Source organism: Embleya scabrispora DSM 41855 (assembly GCF_000372745.1).
GTDB lineage: Bacteria > Actinomycetota > Actinomycetes > Streptomycetales > Streptomycetaceae > Embleya > Embleya scabrispora.
In genome coordinates this window covers 80,572-98,429 of the sequence record NZ_KB889680.1, presented here as the reverse complement: position 1 = coordinate 98,429, position 17,858 = coordinate 80,572, and the positions used below count along the sequence as shown (strand labels likewise).

Here is a 17,858-nt window from a genome sequence, read left to right as displayed (position 1 = left end):
ACCGCCCATCAGGGACGGAACCGATGGTGCCGCCGTCGGGCGCGTCGGCGCACCGGCCCGGTGGCGACGGAATCACCGTCGGCCGAATCCGCGGCCGGCCTCGACGAGATTGAAATGCTTTCATCCGAGGCGAGCCGACCGTGGAAAAGCATGGCATGTCGACACGGGAAACTCACCGGAATTCCCCTGCGGAATCCGACGCGCTTTCGGACACGCTCGGTCGATACGCCGGAATCCATCCAGCCAGGGTGCGGCCGTCCTGTCAACGGGACGACGGGGCGTCGGACCCTGCCCCTGACCAGCCCTCTTCGACCGTGTCCCCCGCGGTGGTTCGGACGTACCATCGCTCACGAGAACACCGGGCGGTGGCGAGCGAGAGAAAGTCGGGCGGCTTTTATCACCTCCCGCAGGACACACGGCGGGGGCCGAATACACGAAAGCGGCCGGGAAAGCGACCGCTTGTCCCGGTGGCGCGGAGGGCGGGCGGGCCGGCGAGCCCGCTGTTCCCGGTCTCGTCCGTCACCCACCCTCCTCGATGATGTCCGGCATCACCAGGGTGCCGATCTCCTCCCGGGTGAACATCTCCAGCAGGACGGAGTGCTTGACCCGACCGTCGATCACCCGCGCGCTGCCGACGCCGTTGCGCACCGCGTGCAGGCAACCGGCCATCTTGGGAACCATGCCGTCGGCCAACTCGGGCAGCAGCTTCTCCAGTTCGCTTGCGGCGAGCCGGCTGATCACCTCGTTGCTGTGCGGCCAGTCGGCGTACAGTCCCTCGACGTCCGTGAGTACGACCAGCGCGTGCGCGTCGAGTGCGGCGGCGACCGCGGCGGCGGCGGTGTCGGCGTTGACGTTGTAGACGTAGTCGTCCTCGGCGCTGCGGGCGATGGAGGTGATCACCGGGATCCGCCCGCCGGCCAGGAGTGCCTCGATCGCGACCGGGTTCACCCGGACGATCTCGCCGACCCGGCCGATGTCCACGGGCTCGCCGTCGACCAGCGGCCGGTGCCTGGTCGCGATGATCGTGTCGGAGTCCTCACCGGTCATACCGACCGCCAGCGGAGCGAACTGGTTGATCAGACCCACCAGTTCGCGCTGGACCTGACCGGCGAGCACCATTCGCACCACCTCCATCGCCTCCGGTGGTGTAACCCGGAGGCCGGCCTTGAACTCGGTGCCCAGACCGTGTCGTTCGAGTTCGGCGCTGATCTGGGGTCCGCCGCCGTGCACGACGACCGGACGCAGCCCGGCGTGCCGAAGGAAGACGACATCCTGGGCGAAGGCGGCCTTCAGCTCGTCGTCGATCATGGCGTGCCCGCCGAACTTGATGACGCAGGTCACCTGCTGATGGCGGATCAGCCACGGCAGCGCCTCGATGACGGACCGGGCGTGGGCCAGCGCGGGATGCTCGCGCGTGCTCGTTCTCATGACGAGTACGCGCTGTTCTCGTGGACGTACGCGCCGGTGAGGTCGTTGGTCCAGATCGTCGCGCACTCGCCGCCCGCCGCGAGATCGGCCGTGACGACCACCTCGCGTCCCGTCATGTCGACCGCGTTCCTGTCCATGCCGATCGCTCCGTCCTTGCAGATCCACACGCCGTTCATGGCGACGTTCAGCCGGTCCGGGTCGAACACGGCCGAGGTGGTGCCGATGGCGGCGAGCACGCGGCCCCAGTTGGGGTCCTCGCCGTGGATCGCGCACTTGAGCAGGTTGTTGCGCGCGATGGAGCGGGCGACCAGGACCGCGTCGTCCTCCGAGTGCGCCCCGACCACATCGATCCTGATCTCCTTGGAGGCGCCCTCGGCGTCGGCGATGAGCTGCCGCGCGAGGTCGCCGCAGACGGTCCGTACCGCCTCGGCGAACTCCTGGTATCCCGGAACGACTTCCGAGGCTCCGGAGGCAAGCAGCAGCACGGTGTCGTTGGTGGACATGCAGCCGTCCGAGTCGATCCGGTCGAAGGTGACACGGGTCGCCGCGCGCAGGGCCCGGTCCAGCGTCGCCGCGTCGAGGTCCGCGTCGGTGGTGAGCACCACCAGCATGGTGGCGAGACCGGGGGCGAGCATGCCCGCGCCCTTGGCCATGCCGCCGACGGTCCATCCGGCGCGCCGGGCGACCGCGGTCTTGGGCACCGAGTCGGTGGTCATGATGGCGACGGCGGCCCTCTCACCGCCGTCCGGGGAGAGTTCGGCCGCCGCCTTCTCGATCCCCGTGAGCAGCCGCTCCATCGGGAGCCGGATGCCGATCAGGCCGGTGGAGGCGACCGCTGTCGTCTCCGCGCGGTGCCCATCGAGCACCGCGGCCGCCTTCTCGGCGGTGGCCCGGGTGTCCTGGAAGCCGTCGGGCCCCGTACAGGCGTTGGCGCCCCCGGAGTTGAGCACGACGGCGCCCACCTCGCCGTGTGCGAGGACCTGTTCGCACCAGACGACGGGCGCCGCCCGCACCCGGTTCGAGGTGAGGACGCCCGCGGCGGCGCGGCGCGGGCCCTGGTTGACGACCATGGCCAGATCCGGGCGGTCGGTTTTGATTCCTGCCCATATTCCCGCAGCCGAGAATCCCTGTGCTGCCGTGACGCTCATGGCACAACTCCTCCGACGCACAATCCAAAGGTCAGTGAAACGGAACCGTCCTGCGCCCAGGACCCTCGAAATCATCGCACCCCTCGGTGGTCACTTCCACAGCAGAAGGCATTCTCGACGACGCAGCGCGGAGAAGGGCTTACCGGAGCCCGCAGACTTTCTGTTCGATGGGTCGCCGCTCCCCACCGGCCGGAGAAAGGCGATACGCTTTCCGAAATGAACCACGCGGCAAGCAACCGGAATTGGAGTGGCCCATGAGCAGCAATCCGTTCGACGACGCGGACGGCCGGTTCTACGTCCTGGTGAACGACGAGGAGCAGCATTCCCTCTGGCCCTCGTTCGCCGAGGTCCCCGCCGGCTGGCGGGTCGTATTCGGTGAGGACGGACGCCAACAGTGCCTGGACTTCGTCGAGCAGAACTGGACCGATCTGCGGCCGAAGAGCCTGCGCGAGGCGATGGCGGCGGGCTAGTCGCCCGCTTCGACGAGCGATCCGAACGACCCCGGGGTGGGCCCGGTGCCGAAAGCGGCACCGGGCCCACCTTTTCTTGGTCGGGCGTCGCGCGCCCTTCGACCTAGACAGGACGTCTTCGTCGCGGACATACCGACGGCCCGCCGGTGGTGCCGGCGAGCCGTCGGGTGGGGCCTGCGGTCAGCGGGCGGGGTTTGCGGCCCGCAAGTGGGGTTTGCGGTCAGCGGGTCTCCCGCGCGACCTCCAGGGCGGCGTTCCGTTCGAGTTCGAGTTCGTGCTCGACGCGACGCCGGATGACGGAGTCGGCGATCTCGCCGCTGCGGATCGCGATGTTGGACAGCAGTGAGGACGTCAGCCCGTGGGTGTGCTCGGTGCCGCCTTGGAGGTAGATGCCACAGGACAGTTCGGGGCTGGTGACCAGGCGGTAGTCGCGCCCCACCCGGTGCCGCCCGGCCTCGTCGCGCAGGCAGTACCGGTCGAGGTCGCCGAGCAGGCCGGAGGGCTCCGGGGAGTCGTAGCCGGTGGCGAAGACCAGGGCGTCGACGTCGAGCTCGCGAACGCGATCGTCGAGCAGCGAGCGCAGGGACACCCGGGTCTCGTCCCCGGAGCGTTTGACCTGGTCGACCCGGGTGAGGTTGAGGAAGTTCAACCGCCGAACGCCGCGCACCTCCTCTTCGTACGAGCGCCGGTACAGATCCCTGATCACTTCGTCGTCGACCACCGAGTAGTTCGTGTTCTTGTGGTAGCGCCAGAACGCCTCCCGGGTGCGGTCGGACCCGAAGTAGTACTCGTCGACCGCTCCGGGATCGAACACCTGGTTGGCGAAGGGGGTGTCGTCGGCGACGGAGTACCCGTAGGCGGGCAGGATCGCCGAGACCCGGGCGTGCGGGAGGGTGTCGTACAGGAACCGGGTGATCTCGGCCGCGCTCTGACCGGCGCCGACGACCGCCACACTGCCCAGCCCGGCGGCATCCATCCGGCCGAACTTCTCCAGGAACTCCGAGCTGTGCCAGACGCGTTCGTCGCGCTCGATGCCCTGGGGCAGGCGCGGTACCAGGCCGGTCGAGACGGTCACGTTGCGCGCCTTGACCAGCCGAGTCGCGCCCGAGACGAGGTCTTCGACCTCGATCTCCAAGTGCTTGGCGTCCCGCGCCGCGATGCCCTGCGGTGGCCGGATCGAGGTGACGTCCGAGCCGTAGGAGACGCGGTCGGTGACGCTCGACTCGGCCCACTCCAGGTACTGGTGGAACTCCTGCCGGGTGGGGAAGAAGTCCTGGGCGTTCACGAACTGCGGCAGCCGCCCCGAGGCGTGCAGATACGAAATGAAGCCGAACCGCGACACCGGGTTGCGGAACGTGGCCAGATCCTTGAGGAACGAGATCTGCATGGTGGTCGACGGGAGCAGCATGTTCCGGTGCCAGCCGAACGCGGGCTGCCGCTCGAAGAACGCGGCGGTCACCGGTCGAGCCGACTCGTTGGCCTGGTGCTCCTCCAGGGCAATGGCGAGCGACAGATTCGACGGACCGAATCCGATGCCGACCACGTCGTGGATCTCGTGCCCGAACATACCCATAGAAAATTCTCCCGCTAGCGTCGCTGCGACAGGGACTTCCGCATTTTCAATGGGTCGGTTGCGGCAACCCAGAGGCCCGAATCGGGAACACGGTCAACTCACTACAGGTGTGCGGCCGATGGTCTCGAACATCTCGACCGGTCACCCGGGAGCGGCGTACCGAGTATTACTCTCGGGAACGCAGTAATGCCAAGCTAGAGGGACCGGGAGCCACCTTTCAAGGATCCCGGTGCACCGCGTACCCATGGCTGCCGTCCTGTCGACGGGACAGCATTGCCTCCCGGCTCCGAATTGCCGCAAGCGCTCGACGCATTGGTAGCGTCGGCGAGTCGGAGCCATACCGCGAGCCAGATCACAAAAAGGGTGTGAATTCCGGATGTTCGTTCCCCGCCACTATCGTGAACCGGACAGTTCGTGGATGGTAGACCTGATCCGCGCCAATCCGTTGGCCCTTGCGGTCATGAACGGCGACCCCAGCGCGGGCCCGTTCGCGACCCACCTGCCCGTCATCCCCGATCCGCAGATGACGCCTTCGTGGTCCGACGATCTGTCGGGCGCCACCCTGCTCGGGCACATGAACCGGGCGAATCCGCACTGGAAGGCGCTGGAGACGGGAACCGTCCTGCTGCTGACCTTCACCGGTCCGCACGGCTATGTGTCGCCCACCGTGTACGAAGTGACGCCGGCCGCTCCGACGTGGAACTTCACCTCGGTGCACGTACGCGGTGTCGTGGAGAGGATCGACTCGCTGGAGGAGACGCTGGGCGTGGTGCGAGCCACCGCGCTGGCCTTCGAGTCGGAGTTCGGTGCCGGCTGGGACCAGACCGAGTCGGTCGACTACTTCCGAAAGATCGTCCCCGGCGTGGGCGCCTTCCGGGTCACCGTCACGGGGGCGGAGGGCATGTTCAAACTCAGCCAGGAGCAACCGGCCGAGGTCCGCGAGCGGGTGCGGCAGTCGTTCAGCACGCGCGCGTGCAGCCTCCAGCGGGAGACGGCCGAACTCATGACCCGGTTGCCGTGACCGGAATCCGCCGTGCCGGCGGCCGGACACCCCGCCGGGTTCGAAACCTGACGGCCCTGGGGTGTTCGAACGGGCTCGGGGCCGGTATCTCTCGCGAGATACCGGCCCCGAGCCGTTCCGGGTAACCCACGCGGTACGCGGCGGTGGCGATGGCTCCCATGGCGTGACGATGGCGCCATGTGGATCGCCGATGGCGACGGGTCGGTCGAATCCACCCGCCTGCGGCGGGCCGCCGAGGTACGGATGTCCACCGTCGGGGCAATGGGAAATCGTCATATCCCCTGGGCGGAGGTGGCCACACGGGTGCCGGGCCGGCCAGGCGCCATACGGCGCAATCAGTGTGCCATGATAATTCCATGGAACTACGGGAGTACGTCGAGGCGCTGCGCGACGAGTTGGTGACAGCCGCTGCGGCCGGAGACGCCGAGGCCCGCGCCGTTGCCGAGCGCCTCGTCGCCCCGCTGGAGTCGGCCGTTCGACTCACGTTGCTCAAGGTTCTGTCGGCCGCGGCCGACGAGATCAGCCAAGAGCTGGCACCCGGCTCGGTGGACCTGCGCCTGCGGGGGATGGACCCCAGTTTCGTGGTGACCGCACCCACGGGCGACGACAGCGCCGCCGGCGACGCCGCGGACGAGACCGGTGACGCGGCGAGCGACTGGTTGGCCGGACCGCCCGGCGGCACCCGCAGCGGCGCCACGGCCAGGATCAACTTCCGACCTCCGCAGGAGATGAAGGAAGAGATCGAGAAGGCGGCGTCCATGCAGGGCGTCTCGGTGAACACGTGGATGGTCCGAGCCTCCGCCGCGGCACTGGCCAACAGCAGGCGAGCCCATCGCGGCAAGCAGCAGTTCAACGGCTGGGTGCAGTAGCCGTTTCGGGTGCGCAGAACCGTTCGTCAGGCGCGGTGGATGGTGATGTCGCCGTAGGAGGACTGCGCCTGCACCTCGACCGATTCCTCGGACGACTTGTCGGCGGGCTCCAGCGTGTTGTGCACGCGCCCGTATCCGGTGGTCAGGTCCAGCTTCGCCGGGCGGTCCGCGCCGATGCCGACCTCCAGGTCACCACACGCCGTCTTGAGCACGACCGTGCCGCGGGTCACTTCCCCGACGCGGATGCTGCCGTTGGAGGTCTTGGCGTCGGTCTTGAGACCCGAGGCGTGCTCGACGGTGATGTCGCCGTTGGCGGAGCGGACGTGGATGTCGCCGGTGACCCTGCCGATTTCGGTGTGGCCGTTGGAGTTCTTGGCCTTGACCGCACCGTCGATCTCGCCGATCCGAATCCGCCCGGTGGAGGTCTTGACCTCGGTGTCGCCGTCGACCCGGCGCACGGTGATGTGGCCTGCCGTATCCAGGCGCAACGAACCGACGTGGTCGAGTCGAACGTGCGCGGTGGACGTCTTGAACGTGCACTCACCGAGGCGTCCGGAACCGCGCAGGTCTCCCAAGGCCGCTTCGCCACGCACGTGCGAGCCGGCAGGCAGCGTGATCGACACATCCACCGAACGGGTCTTCCGGGAGAAGTTCATCGCCGGCACCGTGGGCTTCGGCGCCTTGATCACCAGTACGCCGTCGGCGTATTCGACACTCGTCTGCTCCGCGGCCTTCACGTCCGAGGCATCGCTCTCGTCGGTCGGTCGCACCTCGACGACGGTGTCGGTCCGGTCTTCGGCGGTGATCTGCACGTCGCCGACATAGATGTCGAGCGTGACGGAGATCGGCTCGGGAGTATCGAAAACAGGCACGGCTGTCCCTTCTCATCATTTTGGCGGGCGTCCCCCAAGGCGGGACGAGTGAGATATCGGTCCGGTCGGTTCGGCGCACCCGGGCGGTGGAGCGCCGCCCGCCCCGTCCGCCGCGCCGATCGACGGTACGGGAAGCGCGATCGTGCCGCTCCACGGCGGAGATTACCTGCTCCGGCCACGCGTCCACCGAATGCCCTTCGCAACCGTCGACTTCCTTGGTGACTGCCCCGATGACGCCATTATGGCGCAATCAATGCGCCATCTCAAGCCCAGGCGACTCGGCATGGCGCCATCACTCGGGTGCATCGCGACCGAAGAGCTCCGCCGGCCGTCCTCACTTGTTGCGGTAGCGGGCCACCGCGAGGGGGGCGCAGACGGTCGCGATGCCCACCGTCCAGGCCAGGGATTGCCAGGCGGCCGAGCCCGCGTCGGTGCCGCCCAGCCAGGCACGCAGGGTGTCCACCACCACCGTCACCGGACTGTGCTCGGCGTACGGCCGGAGCCAACCCGGCATCGAGGAGACGGGGACGAAGACCGAGCTGATGAAGGTGAACGGGAAGAGCCACGCGGTGCCACCGGCCTGGGCGGCCTCGGGGCCGCTGACGGCCATGCCGATCAGGGCGGCGAGCCAGGAGAAGGCATAGCCGAAGGCGAACAGGAGCAGGAACGCGCCCGCCATCGGCAGGGGGTCGCCGTCGAAGCGGAATCCGACCAGGAGCCCGACCACGATCATCACCACGACGGCCACGAGGGTGCGGGCCAGTTCGGAGAACGTCCGGCCGGCCAGTACGGCCGATCGACTCACCGGCATCGATCGGAACCGGTCCATGATGCCCTTGCTCATGTCGTCGGCAACCCCGACGGCGGTGCCCGCGACCGAGCCGAACAGGACCATCTGCACGAAGATGCCGGGCAGCAGGAACTGGCCGTAATCATCGCCCGGAACGTCGATCGCGCCGCCGAGCACGTAGCGGAACAGCAGGATGAACATCACCGGCTGGATGAGCGCGTACATCATCAGGTCCGGCGTGCGTCGCAGGTGCTTGAGGTTGCGCAGCGCCATTTCCCCGGCGTCGGAGAACCACCAGGCGATGCCGCCGCCGGGGTCCCGTTCGCGTGCGGCGGGCCCCGCCGGGGACACCGGCGTCGCCTTCGTGGTGCTCGTGGACTTCGTATCCGTGGTCGTCTTCACCGACTTGGTGGTCCTCGCCGTCTTCGCGGTCGGCGTGCGGCTCATCGCTGATCCGTCCTTCCGGCCGTCACCGCGGTGACGTGTTCGGCTTCCGGGGGTGCCGGCGCCGGGTCGGCGCCGGAAATCGAACCTTCGCCCGGCTCGGTCAGCGCGAAGAAGGCGTCGTCGAGGGTGGGTCGGCGTACCGCCAGATCCGCGACGACCACCTGCGCGGCGTGCAACTCCCGTGCCAACTCGGGCATCAGCATCGCCCCGCCGGCCACCGCCACGCTGATCCGCCCCTCGTCGTCATGACTGCACGGGCCGTCCCCGACGACCCCGCGGATCACCCGTTCGGCGCGCTCGTACTGGCCGGCGTCCTGCAACCGGACCTCCAGCCGCTCGCCGCCCACCCGGTCCTTGAGCTCCTGCGGGGTGCCCCGGCCGATCACCGTGCCGTGGTCCACGACCACGACCGTGTGGGCGAGCCGATCCGCCTCCTCCAGGTACTGCGTGGTCAGCAGCACGGTGGTACCGGCGGCGGAGAGGTCGGCGACCACCTTCCAGATCGCCGTCCTGCTTCGGGGGTCCAGGCCCGTGGTCGGCTCGTCCAGGAAGATCACCTCGGGGCGGGCGATCAGACCGGCCGCGAGATCGAGCCTGCGGCGCATGCCGCCCGAGTACGTGCGGACCAGCCGTCCGGCGGCGTCGGCGAGGCCGAATTCCGCCAGCAGTTCGTCGGCTCGGTCGCGGGATTCGGTCCGACCGCGCCGAGCGAGTCGGGCGAGCATGCGCAGGTTCTCGAAACCGGTCAGCTTTTCGTCGACCGCCGCGTACTGGCCGGTGAGTCCGATCAGGGGCCGCACTCGTTCGGGCTCGCGCAACGCGTCGACGCCGCACACGCGCACCGATCCGGAGTCGGGCCGCAGCAGCGTCGCGAGGATTCGCACGACGGTCGTCTTGCCGGCTCCGTTGGGACCCAACAGGCCCATCACCGCGCCCTGTTCGACGGTGAGATCGAGCCCGTCCAGGGCCTGCACGTCGCCGTATCTCTTGTGCAGCGCCTCGACGGCGATTGCGTCCGGCATGGCTCCACGGTCCTTTCCGAGCGCCGACGGCGTCGGCGGCCTCGATGGGTGCGGGCGGGTCAGGGGGAACCGGCAGCGGTCGCGGCGGCCAGGTCGGTGACCAACGTGGCCAGCAGGGTGCGGCGGGCGCTGTGCAGGAAGAAGTGGTCGCCGGGCAGTACGTGCAGCGCGAAGTCGGCGGCGGTCTGCGTCCGCCAGCCGGCCGCGGTCCGCGAATCGGCCTCCGGGTCGGCGTCGCCCACGAAGGCGCTGATCGGGTGGGCCAGCGGCGCCTGCGGCGTGTAGTCGTAGTCGTCGACCATGGTGAAGTCCGACCGCAGCACCGGGACGACCAGCTCGCGCAGTTCGGGATCGGCCAGCACCTCGGCGGGCAGTCCGCCCATGCCGTCCACGCGGGCGATGAACTCGTCGTCGGGCAGGTCCGAGTCGCGGATCGCCGCGGCTGGATGCTGCGGCGCCGGGCACCCGGAAGCGAACAGCCGCAGTGGGGTGGGGCAGCCCAGGGCGCGCAACCTGCGGCACAGCTCGAAGGCGAGCCGGCCGCCGATGCTGTGGCCGAAGACCGCGTAGGGCCGATCGATGCTCGCGGCGACCTCGGCGGCCATCGCGTCGATGTCGATGAACGGGTGTTCGTGCAGCCGGTTCTCCCGTCCCGGGTACTGGATCGGCGCGACCTCGAAGGACCCGAGCGCGGCGAGCGCTTCGGGCCAGTCGCGGAAGGCGGATGCGCCCGCGCCCGCGTACGGCAGGCAGTACAGCCGGGTCCCGGCGTCCGGGCACGGCTGGGGCGAAGTCACCCACAGACCGCGGCGTTCCTTGGTCCTCACGTGGTCCTCCCATCGGCCGAGGCCCGGGGGGTCGAGCCGTCGGCGCGCTCCGCGTCGTCGACGCGGTCGGATCGTCCGGCCCGGTCGGATCGTCCGGCCCGGTCGCTACGGCCGCCGCCGGCTGCCCGTTCGCCGCCGCTCCCGGTCGAGCCCGCGTCGCCGCCCGCGCGCCGCACCGCGGCCACCGCCGCGTCGAGGGCGGGTTCGTAGCCGTTCCAGCGCTGCCGCAGCGCGCGCAGCAGGACCAGTTGCTCGCCCAGCCGGCGTCGGGTCGTGCGCAGGCAGTCGTCGAGCGCTCGCGGCCCCGGCCCCCCGCCGTATTCGGCGGTCTCGGCAATGGTGCGTGCCGAGACCGTCAGGTCGGTCCGGCCGCCCGCCTCGGGCAGTCGGGCCAGCACGTCGGCCAGCGGCTCCCCGCCGTTCGCCAGCGATTCGCGCACCGCCCCCGCGACCGCGGCGTGCGCGGCCCGAAAGCCGAGGCCGGTGTCGAGCGCGAGCCGATTGGCGGCCTCGGTCGCCGCCGTGCAGCCCGCCTCCGCGCAGGCCGTCATGCGCTCGACAGCCGGCTGCGCGGCCCCCACCACGAGACGCAACAGCGTGGCGGCCTGGGCGAGTTGCCGCGCCGCGTCCTCGACCGGACGGATGCCCTCGGTGTGTACCGCGATGGCGTTGCTGAACGGAGTCTTGTGCATCGCGGTCGCGGCCGTCACGAACGCGCCCAGGGGCGCGGCCGCCTTGCCCGCGACATGTTCCAGGACGAAGACGTTGCGCTTTTGCGGCATCATCGAGCTGCCGCTGGTCAGGTTGTCGGGCACGGTCAACAGCCCGCTGTCCGAGCTGGTCCACACCGACAGGTCGGTGGCCACCCGGCCGAGCAGCACCCCCAGCACGGCGCCGGCGGCCGACAACCGCAACGCGGCGTCCCGGGCGGCGACCGCCTCGACCGAATTGGCGCGCGCCCCGGCGAAGCCGAGCAGCGCCGCGGTGCGACCCGCGTCGATGGGCACCGTGGTGCCGCCCACGCCGCCCGCGCCCAGCGGACTGCGGTCGAGGTCCTCCGCGACCCGGGCCAACGCCTCGATGTCGGCCGCCAGCGCCACCGCGACGCCGCTCAGGTAGTGGCCGTAGGTGATCGGTACGGCGGGCTGGTGGTGGGTGAACGCGGGCATCACGGTGCGGGCGTGCCGCCGGGCCGCGCGAGTGAGCGTGCCGAGCAGCCGCAGGGACTCCCACAGCAGGTCCAGGTACGGTCCGCGCAGCTTGAGTTGCTGGAGCGTCGCGGTGAGGTCGTTGCGCGAGCGTCCCAGTTGCAGTTGGCCGCCGACATCGGGGCCCAGCCGCTCGGTCAGGAACAGTTCGTACATCAGGTACCAGCCGCGCGGGGCCGGGCGTTCGCGCAGCGACGCGAAGTTCTCCGCGCGCAACGCGTCCACGGCGCCGAGCAGCCGGGCGGCGGCGGCCGTCGACAGGATGCCGCGCTCGGCGAGCATCACCACGTGCGCCCGGTCGATCTGCGTGGTAAGCGCGAGATCGCCGGCGAACGCCGCGTCCACGCCCGGCTGTTGGGTCAGCGCCCGGACCCGCGGATGCAGCGGGACCCGTCCGCCCGTATGCACCCGGTCGTCGCTCGTCGCCGCGGTGGCCGGCGTGCCTTCCCCGGTCACCCCGTCCTCCCCGGTGCGGTCGTGCGCACGGTGAGCGTGCGCAGCGCCCGGTCGGCCGCGGCCGCGGCCGTCGCCGTGTCCCGGGCAGTGGTCAGTACCGAGCCGATCCGGTCCCGGAAGTCGCCGTGCCGCCTCATCGGGGTGCCCGCCGCCACGCCGATCTCGACTCGTCGCACGCCGGGCAGCCGAGCCGCGTCCGCGGTCCCGTCGACGCCGGTGAGGACACCGCTCGCGGGCGCGAGGAGGAAGCGTACGGCCGCCGCGCCCGCGACCGACGCCGGACGCGGCGGCACCGGGCGGCCCAGGGCCGCGGCCAACAGGCCGTCGATCAGGTCCACGCCCCGGGCCGCGAGCACGAGTTCGGGAATGTGACCGCCCGCGAGGCGCGGGTTGACCTCGATCACCACCGGTCCGCTCGGTCCCACCCGCAGTTCGACATGCGCCGGCCGACCGGCCAGCCCCAGGGCCGCCACGGCCGCCACGGCCGCGGCCCGCAGCGCGTCGAGCAGGTCGGGGTCGGCGACGGCCGGGAAGTCGTGTCCGGTCTCCACGAAACGCGGCAGGTCGCCCAGGTGCTTGGCGGTGACGCCCACCACCCGGCCGCCGATCGACTCGACGGAGAACTCCGGGCCGGGCACGTACTCCTGAAACAACACGCCGGTCGGCACCACGAGTCCGCGTTCGTTGACCGCCTCGGCCAGGAGCGGGCCCGCGTGTCGGCGCGCCTCGTCCGCGTCGGCGCACAGTCGTACCCCCACGCTCCCGCTTCCGGTGACCGGTTTGACCAGGAACGCTCCCGGACCCAGCTGGCGCCGAGCGGCGCCGACGTGCGCGAGGTCGGTGACGGTGACGCTCCTGGGCACGGCCACCCCGGCCGCCGTCAGGGCGCGGCGCTGGCGGCCCTTGTCCCGGCACATCGCGACCGCCCGCGGGTCGGGTCCGGGCAGGCCGAGCCGGCCGGCGAGCGTGGCGGCCGCCTCGATGTAGTGGTCGGAGGTGCTCGCCACGCCCACCACCGGGTCGCGGAGCCGGCGCACGGCCCGCAACAGCGCGTCCGGTGAGCCGGTGTCGGTGACCACGACGGGGACGTCGTCCGCGCGGACGTAGTCGTAGTGGTCCGGGCGGGCGCACAGCAGCACCGGCCGCAGGCCCGCGCGGCGGGCGGCCCGTACCAGCGCTCGTCCGTTGCCGGTGGTGTTGCTCTCCACCAGGAGCAGGGTCGCGGTCATCGGGCACGCGTCCGCTCGTCGGCAAATCGGGCGAACTCGGGTGTGGGGCGCCGGTCCCACACCATGTGGTCCCAGTGGCCGCGCACTTGGCCGGGGTCGCTGACGGTGTGCGGTTCGGTGGGCAGCGCGGGCAGGTGCAGCCCGTGTGCGCGCCGCCAGTTCGGATCGCCCGAGGTGGACTGGTAGCGGTGTCCCTCGTCGGCGAACAGGGCCAGCACGGTGCGGTCGGGGTGGCGTCGGGCCTCCCACCGGGCCACCAGGAAGGCCGCGCCGCTGGTCGGGCCCATGAACAGGGCGTGTTCGCGGTGCAGCCGGTCGGTGGCGCCGAACGCCTCGGCGGCGCCGAGCCAGTGCACGTCGTCGAAGGTGTCGTGTTCGACGTTGGCCGGCATCAGGCTGTTGCCCAGCCCGCGCAGTGTCCTGGGGCCGTCCGGCAGTCCGAACAGCACGCTGTGGTGGGTGTCCACGGCCACCGCGCGGGTCCGCGGACGGTGCCGGCGCAGACCTTGCGCGGTGCCGCACATCGAGCCGCCGGAACCGACGCAACCCACCAGGGTGTCCACCGGACCGATCCGCCGGCGGACCAGCTCGGCGACACTCGCGTAGGCGGCGGGGTTGAGCGGGTTGTCGTATTGGGAGGGCACGAAGGCGGGTTCGCATTCCTTGCGGATCGTGTCGAGCCGGTCGAGGCGGGCGCGTTGGTGTCCGCCGACGGCCGCGGGTTCGGTGACGATCTCCACGCGTGCGCCCAGGTTCTCCAGCCTGGCCTTCAGCGGTGCGTCCAGGACCGGGTCGCTGACCAGGACCAGGGGGTATCCGCGCAGCGCGGTCACCATCGCCAGGCCCAGTCCGAACGTGCCCGAACTGGTCTCCACCACGGTCATTCCCGGGCGCAGTTCGCCGCGTCGGATGGCGGTGTCGAGGATGTAGCGGGCCGGAAGCAGCTTCATCACGGTGAAGCAGGCCGCGTAGAGGTTGTGGTCGAGCCTGACCAGGCGGGGCATCTCGGTGGCGGCCACCGCGTCACCGACGGCCTGCGTCCGGCAGCTCGCGGCCTGCCCGTTCACGGCCCGCCCGTTCGCCGCCTGCCCGGTCGTGGTCCGCTCGTTCATCGCCTTCCCGTCCGTCGCCTTCCCGTCCGTCGCGCGCCCGTTCGTCGCACGCCCGTTCGTCGCCGGCTCGTTCACCGCCCGCTCGTTCACCGGCTGCTCCGGCGGCGGTGGAATCGCATCGGCATGGACGTGATCCCGTTGATCCAGTTGGAGCGCAGGTGGGTGATCGGGCCGGCCGGTTCGACGCCTTCCAGGGCACTGCCGAGTTCGTCGAAGAGCATCCCGAGTGCCATCCGGCTCGACGGTGCGCCGATGCAGTAGTGCGGTCCGCCGCCGAAGGCCAGGTGCGGGTTGGGGGATCGGGTCGGATCGAAGGTGTAGGGATCGGGGAACACGCTCTCGTCCCGGTTCGCCGAGGCCACCCACGCACACACCCAGTCGCCCTTGCGCAGCGTGGTGCCGGCGATCTCGGTGTCCTCCCTGACCCGCCGCACCAGGTGGTTCGTCGGCGTCGTCCAGCGCGCGCCCTCCTCAACCAGAAGTGTGGTGCTGCTCGGGTCGGCCAGCGCGGCGTCCCACAGGTGTGGCCGTTCGGCGAGCGCGAGCAGGGTGTGCGAGGCGACGTGCGGCGTGGTGGAGTTGGCGCCGAGCAGGAAGCTGTAGCAGTTCAGCGCCACCCGCAGATCGTCCAGCGGGGCGCCCTCGGTCTCCAGCGTGATCAGCGCGCTGACCAGGTCCTCGCCCGGGTGGGCCCGCTTCGCGTCGATGATCCGGGCGAAGCAGGCGAAGAGTTCGTGGTGGGCTCGGCGCAGTGTCTGGTGGGTGCTTTCGCCGCTGACGTATTCGGGATCGTCGGGGGCGATGCTCGCGGTGGTGTAGTGGGCGATGGTCTCCCAGTATTCGTCGGGGATGCCCATGAGTTCGCCGATCACGACCATCGGGAGCAGTCGCATCAGCTTCGCGAAATCGTGTTCGCCGCCGGCCAGGCAGGGTTGCGCCAGGGTACGCACCCGCTCGCGGATGCCCGCGGCGCGTTTGCGCACGACCGAGTGGCCGAGCGTGCGCATGGTGGGTCGGCGGATGTCGCCGTGCAGTGGTGGGTCCATCAGTGTGATGGTCCGGCCGCCGGCACTGTCACCGACGCCGACGGAGGCCAGGATCGTGCCGTCCTCGGAGCCGAAGACCCGGTGGTCCTTGACGATGCGGTCGCATTCGGCGTACCGGGGGAAGCCCCAGAAGACCTCTCCCGTGGCGGGCTCGGTGTGCCTGGTGATCGCCGTGTCCGCGCGCATCGCCCGCCACCTGGCGTGTTGGCATTCCTCGTAGACGCCGGGGTCGGTGACGTCGACGTCGTCGTAGCGCACGGGCGGGCCGGCCGGCGGTGCGGTGATCTCCATCAGCTCGCGCCGTTTCGCTCGCCGCCGGTCGCCTCGGCCAGTTCGGCGATCGTCTGGTGTCGGAAGAACGCCCCGGCCGAGCAGTGGATCCCCAGCAGGCGCAGCCGCTCGATGGTGTCCACGCTGAGGATGGAGTCGCCGCCGAGTTCGTAGAAGTTGTCGTCGACGCCGACCCGGTCCAGGCCGAGCACCTCGGCCCAGACGTCGGCCATCAGTGACTGGGCCTCGCTCTGCGGTGCCCGGTATTCGGGCAGGTCGCCGAGTCGGCCCCGGCTGGACCACGGAGCGGTCAACGCGCCGCGATCCGGCTTGCCGTTGGGGTCGTGCGGCATCTCCTCCAGGACCAGGCACGTGCCCGGCACCATGTGCGCGGGCAGCCGCTCGCGCAGCCACGTGCGCATCGTCGAGGGGGTCACCCGGGCGTCGCCGGCCGCCACCGCGTAGCCGACCAGCCGCCTGTCGTCCGCCTCGGTGCCGAACACCGCGACCACGGCCTCGGCCACCTCGGGGCGGGCGTTGAGCACGGCCTCGATCTCGCCCGGTTCGATCCGGAAGCCGCGGATCTTGACCTGGCGATCGGTGCGACCGTGGAACTCGAAGGCGCCGTCCGGGCGGCGCCGTGCCAGGTCGCCGGTGCGATACATCCGACCGGCTCGGCCGGCTGCGAAGGGGTCGGGCAGGAAACGCTCCGCGGTGAGCGCGGAACGCCGCAGATAGCCTCGCGCGACCCCGGCACCGCCGAGGTACAACTCGCCGCTCTCGCCGGGCGCGACCTCGCGCAGGTCCTCGTCGAGGACGTACATCGTGCGGCCGCGCAGCGGGGTACCGATCGGCACCCGGTCGCACGGCTCGTCCGGATCGACGGCGTGCAACGACGCGAACGTGGTGGCCTCCGTGGGGCCGTAGGCCGCCAGTACCCGAAGTCCGGCTACCGCGGCGGCCGTTCGCACATGCTGCGGGGAGAGCACGTCGCCCCCGGTGATCAGCGTGCCGACCGGTTCCAGCGCGTGCGGCGCGTGGTCGGCCAGGACGTGGAACAGTCCCGTGGTCAGGAAGAGCCAGTCCGGGCGCCGTTTGGCGAGCTCGGCGGACAGGTCCTCGACCGCGACGGGACCGCCGCGCAGGATCTCCACCCGGCCGCCTCGGCACAGCGCCGCCCAGATTTCGAACGTCGAGGCGTCGAAGGCCATCGGGGCGTATTGGGCCACCGACTGGCCGGGCCGCACCGCGATGCGCTCGTCGTCCAGCACGAGCGCCACCACTGCGGCGTGTTCGACCACGACGCCCTTGGGCACGCCGGTGGAGCCGGAGGTGTAGATCACGTAGGCGGCCTGGTCGGACGCCACGCGGCCGGCCGCGAGTTCCGCGAGCGGATCGCTTCCGGCGGGGTCGGCGTCGGCCTCGGCGTCGGCGAACAACACCGGGACACCGCCGTCCACGAAGTCGGGTATGCCACCGCGCTCGGCGACCACGGCGGCCACCCGGCAGTCGCGCACCATGAAGCGTTGTCGCTCCAGGGGGAAGTCCGGGTCGATCGGTACGTACGCGGCACCCGCGCCCAGGACGCCCAGGAAGGCCACGATCGCCGTCGGAGAGCGCGGCACGGTCACCGCGACGCGATCCTCGTGTCCTACCCCGGCCGCGCGCAGACGCGTCGTCAGGTCGCGTGCGCGAGTCAGGAGTTCGCCGTAGGTGAGGGTGTCCCCCTCGATCGAGACGACCGCGGTCGCGTGCGGGTCGCGCAGTGCCTGATCCTCGACCAGCTCGTGCAGTACGACCGATTCGCGCTCGATCGCGCTCGCCCGGGACACCGTCGTATTCGTCGTTGTCATCGCCTTCCGCTCCGCTCCGCCTCGCCGAACAGCCAAAGGAATGGCTTTTCGACAATCGACCGGATGCGGTGTCCGGTCAATGCCGGCGAAGGAATTCGGAAGGTAGTCGGGACGGTCGGAAGAAGGTTTCGCCCGGCGGGAAACATCCGGGAAAGAATCATGGCACCGCGGCATTTCACCGGCAAACATGACGGCACTGTGGACAGGTGGAGTGGAT

Annotated in this window: 15 protein-coding genes; 3 read left to right on the top strand and 12 right to left on the bottom strand. The window is 70.7% G+C overall.

Annotated features, from left to right (window positions below; translation table 11 throughout):
* Window positions 1-519: 519 nt before the first annotated feature.
* Together argB and argJ are read right to left on the bottom strand one after the other, a co-directional pair.
* Window positions 520-1,428: an acetylglutamate kinase gene (gene argB / locus A3IC_RS0129510; RefSeq protein WP_020553680.1), complete on the bottom strand. Its 909-nt coding sequence runs from the start codon at window positions 1,426-1,428 to the stop codon at window positions 520-522.
* Window positions 1,425-2,576 (bottom strand): bifunctional glutamate N-acetyltransferase/amino-acid acetyltransferase ArgJ, encoded by a 1,152-nt coding sequence (argJ, locus tag A3IC_RS0129505; RefSeq protein ID WP_026218889.1) that lies wholly within the window; start codon window positions 2,574-2,576, stop codon window positions 1,425-1,427. Before argJ ends, argB begins: the two co-directional genes overlap by 4 nt.
* A gap of 254 nt (window positions 2,577-2,830) precedes the next feature.
* Between argJ and A3IC_RS0129500 the strand changes: the two genes are divergently transcribed.
* Window positions 2,831-3,046 carry an MbtH family protein gene (locus A3IC_RS0129500; protein ID WP_020553678.1) on the top strand — a complete coding sequence of 72 codons (216 nt, stop codon included), beginning with the start codon at window positions 2,831-2,833 and terminating at the stop codon, window positions 3,044-3,046.
* Between the two features lie 220 nt (window positions 3,047-3,266).
* Here A3IC_RS0129500 and A3IC_RS0129495 read toward each other — a convergent pair whose 3' ends face one another.
* A complete protein-coding gene (locus A3IC_RS0129495) occupies window positions 3,267-4,619 on the bottom strand; it encodes a lysine N(6)-hydroxylase/L-ornithine N(5)-oxygenase family protein (RefSeq protein ID WP_026218888.1) in 1,353 nt (450 codons plus the stop codon).
* 376 nt (window positions 4,620-4,995) lie between these two features.
* Here A3IC_RS0129495 and A3IC_RS0129490 point away from each other — a divergent pair, with 376 nt between their 5' ends.
* Complete coding sequence (locus A3IC_RS0129490) at window positions 4,996-5,640, top strand: FMN-binding negative transcriptional regulator (RefSeq protein WP_026218887.1); 645 nt, start codon at window positions 4,996-4,998, stop codon at window positions 5,638-5,640.
* Between the two features lie 356 nt (window positions 5,641-5,996).
* Window positions 5,997-6,509 (top strand): hypothetical protein, encoded by a 513-nt coding sequence (locus tag A3IC_RS0129485; RefSeq protein ID WP_020553675.1) that lies wholly within the window; start codon window positions 5,997-5,999, stop codon window positions 6,507-6,509.
* Between the two features lie 26 nt (window positions 6,510-6,535).
* Here the strand turns inward: A3IC_RS0129485 and A3IC_RS0129480 are convergent, their stop codons facing one another.
* From A3IC_RS0129480 to A3IC_RS57230, 9 genes are all read right to left on the bottom strand, one after another.
* Window positions 6,536-7,381: a DUF4097 family beta strand repeat-containing protein gene (locus A3IC_RS0129480; RefSeq protein ID WP_020553674.1), complete on the bottom strand. Its 846-nt coding sequence runs from the start codon at window positions 7,379-7,381 to the stop codon at window positions 6,536-6,538.
* A gap of 334 nt (window positions 7,382-7,715) precedes the next feature.
* On the bottom strand, window positions 7,716-8,618 hold the full coding sequence (locus tag A3IC_RS0129475) for an ABC transporter permease (RefSeq protein WP_020553673.1): 903 nt from the start codon (window positions 8,616-8,618) through the stop codon (window positions 7,716-7,718).
* Window positions 8,615-9,640: an ATP-binding cassette domain-containing protein gene (locus A3IC_RS57250; protein ID WP_020553672.1), complete on the bottom strand. Its 1,026-nt coding sequence runs from the start codon at window positions 9,638-9,640 to the stop codon at window positions 8,615-8,617. Before A3IC_RS57250 ends, A3IC_RS0129475 begins: the two co-directional genes overlap by 4 nt.
* A 59-nt stretch (window positions 9,641-9,699) precedes the next feature.
* A complete protein-coding gene (locus tag A3IC_RS57245; RefSeq protein WP_020553671.1) occupies window positions 9,700-10,467 on the bottom strand; it encodes a thioesterase II family protein in 768 nt (255 codons plus the stop codon).
* Window positions 10,464-12,131, bottom strand: coding sequence for a lyase family protein (locus tag A3IC_RS57240; RefSeq protein WP_020553670.1), 1,668 nt, complete (start codon window positions 12,129-12,131; stop codon window positions 10,464-10,466). Before A3IC_RS57240 ends, A3IC_RS57245 begins: the two co-directional genes overlap by 4 nt.
* Entirely contained in the window at window positions 12,128-13,360 is a 1,233-nt protein-coding gene (locus tag A3IC_RS57235; RefSeq protein WP_020553669.1) for an ATP-grasp domain-containing protein, read from the bottom strand. Before A3IC_RS57235 ends, A3IC_RS57240 begins: the two co-directional genes overlap by 4 nt.
* Window positions 13,357-14,562: a cysteine synthase family protein gene (locus A3IC_RS0129450; RefSeq protein WP_020553668.1), complete on the bottom strand. Its 1,206-nt coding sequence runs from the start codon at window positions 14,560-14,562 to the stop codon at window positions 13,357-13,359. Before A3IC_RS0129450 ends, A3IC_RS57235 begins: the two co-directional genes overlap by 4 nt.
* Window positions 14,559-15,809, bottom strand: coding sequence for a cytochrome P450 (locus A3IC_RS0129445; protein ID WP_020553667.1), 1,251 nt, complete (start codon window positions 15,807-15,809; stop codon window positions 14,559-14,561). The genes A3IC_RS0129450 and A3IC_RS0129445 overlap by 4 nt, the downstream gene beginning before the upstream one ends.
* The gene (locus A3IC_RS57230) at window positions 15,809-17,641 is read right to left on the bottom strand and encodes a non-ribosomal peptide synthetase (protein WP_158696147.1); all 1,833 of its coding nucleotides are present in this window, start codon (window positions 17,639-17,641) and stop codon (window positions 15,809-15,811) included. The genes A3IC_RS0129445 and A3IC_RS57230 overlap by 1 nt, the downstream gene beginning before the upstream one ends.
* Window positions 17,642-17,858: the final 217 nt, after the last annotated feature.

Coding starts and splice junctions, on each gene's coding strand:
- A3IC_RS57235 (WP_020553669.1), bottom strand. CDS start 13,360: ATGACCGCGACCCTGCTCCTGGTGGAGAGCAACACCACCGGCAACGGA.
- A3IC_RS0129500 (WP_020553678.1), top strand. CDS start 2,831: ATGAGCAGCAATCCGTTCGACGACGCGGACGGCCGGTTCTACGTCCTG.
- A3IC_RS0129485 (WP_020553675.1), top strand. CDS start 5,997: ATGGAACTACGGGAGTACGTCGAGGCGCTGCGCGACGAGTTGGTGACA.
- A3IC_RS57230 (WP_158696147.1), bottom strand. CDS start 17,641: ATGACAACGACGAATACGACGGTGTCCCGGGCGAGCGCGATCGAGCGC.
- A3IC_RS0129495 (WP_026218888.1), bottom strand. CDS start 4,619: ATGGGTATGTTCGGGCACGAGATCCACGACGTGGTCGGCATCGGATTC.
- A3IC_RS0129490 (WP_026218887.1), top strand. CDS start 4,996: ATGTTCGTTCCCCGCCACTATCGTGAACCGGACAGTTCGTGGATGGTA.
- argB (WP_020553680.1), bottom strand. CDS start 1,428: ATGAGAACGAGCACGCGCGAGCATCCCGCGCTGGCCCACGCCCGGTCC.
- A3IC_RS57250 (WP_020553672.1), bottom strand. CDS start 9,640: ATGCCGGACGCAATCGCCGTCGAGGCGCTGCACAAGAGATACGGCGAC.
- A3IC_RS0129445 (WP_020553667.1), bottom strand. CDS start 15,809: ATGGAGATCACCGCACCGCCGGCCGGCCCGCCCGTGCGCTACGACGAC.
- argJ (WP_026218889.1), bottom strand. CDS start 2,576: ATGAGCGTCACGGCAGCACAGGGATTCTCGGCTGCGGGAATATGGGCA.
- A3IC_RS0129475 (WP_020553673.1), bottom strand. CDS start 8,618: ATGAGCCGCACGCCGACCGCGAAGACGGCGAGGACCACCAAGTCGGTG.